Origin of the sequence: Flavobacterium polysaccharolyticum (assembly GCF_038739875.1) — a bacterium.
GTDB lineage: Bacteria > Bacteroidota > Bacteroidia > Flavobacteriales > Flavobacteriaceae > Flavobacterium > Flavobacterium polysaccharolyticum.
In genome coordinates this window covers 1-296 of sequence record NZ_JBCGDP010000091.1, presented here as the reverse complement: position 1 = coordinate 296, position 296 = coordinate 1, and the positions used below count along the sequence as shown (strand labels likewise).

The following is a 296-nucleotide window of genomic DNA, read 5'->3' as shown; positions in this document are numbered from 1 at the left end:
AAGCATTAGCAAAAGATAAATCCGTTGGTGGGTTTAATCTATTTAGAATAATAGCTGTTCCGGCTGTAATACAACCATTACCATCTCTACCCGAGTAATTGATCGTTTGATTGGTTCCATTATCATTTACCGTTAACGTTCTTACACTACTGTAAGCACCTCCGTTGAAACTGTATACATAAGGAGAAGTACCTGTAGTTGGGACATTAATAGTAACTGTAGCAGATTGTTTTACATTCGTTGCATTACTACTAAAGGCTGTAGCCGAAGCTGACACCACTAAAGCCGTTGGCTGA

Annotated in this window: 1 protein-coding gene; it reads right to left on the bottom strand. The window is 38.9% G+C overall.

The genetic code is table 11. From position 1 onward, the window contains the following. A partial coding sequence (locus tag WFZ86_RS20220; RefSeq protein WP_342693628.1) for a hypothetical protein occupies positions 1–296 on the bottom strand: 296 nt, incomplete at both ends.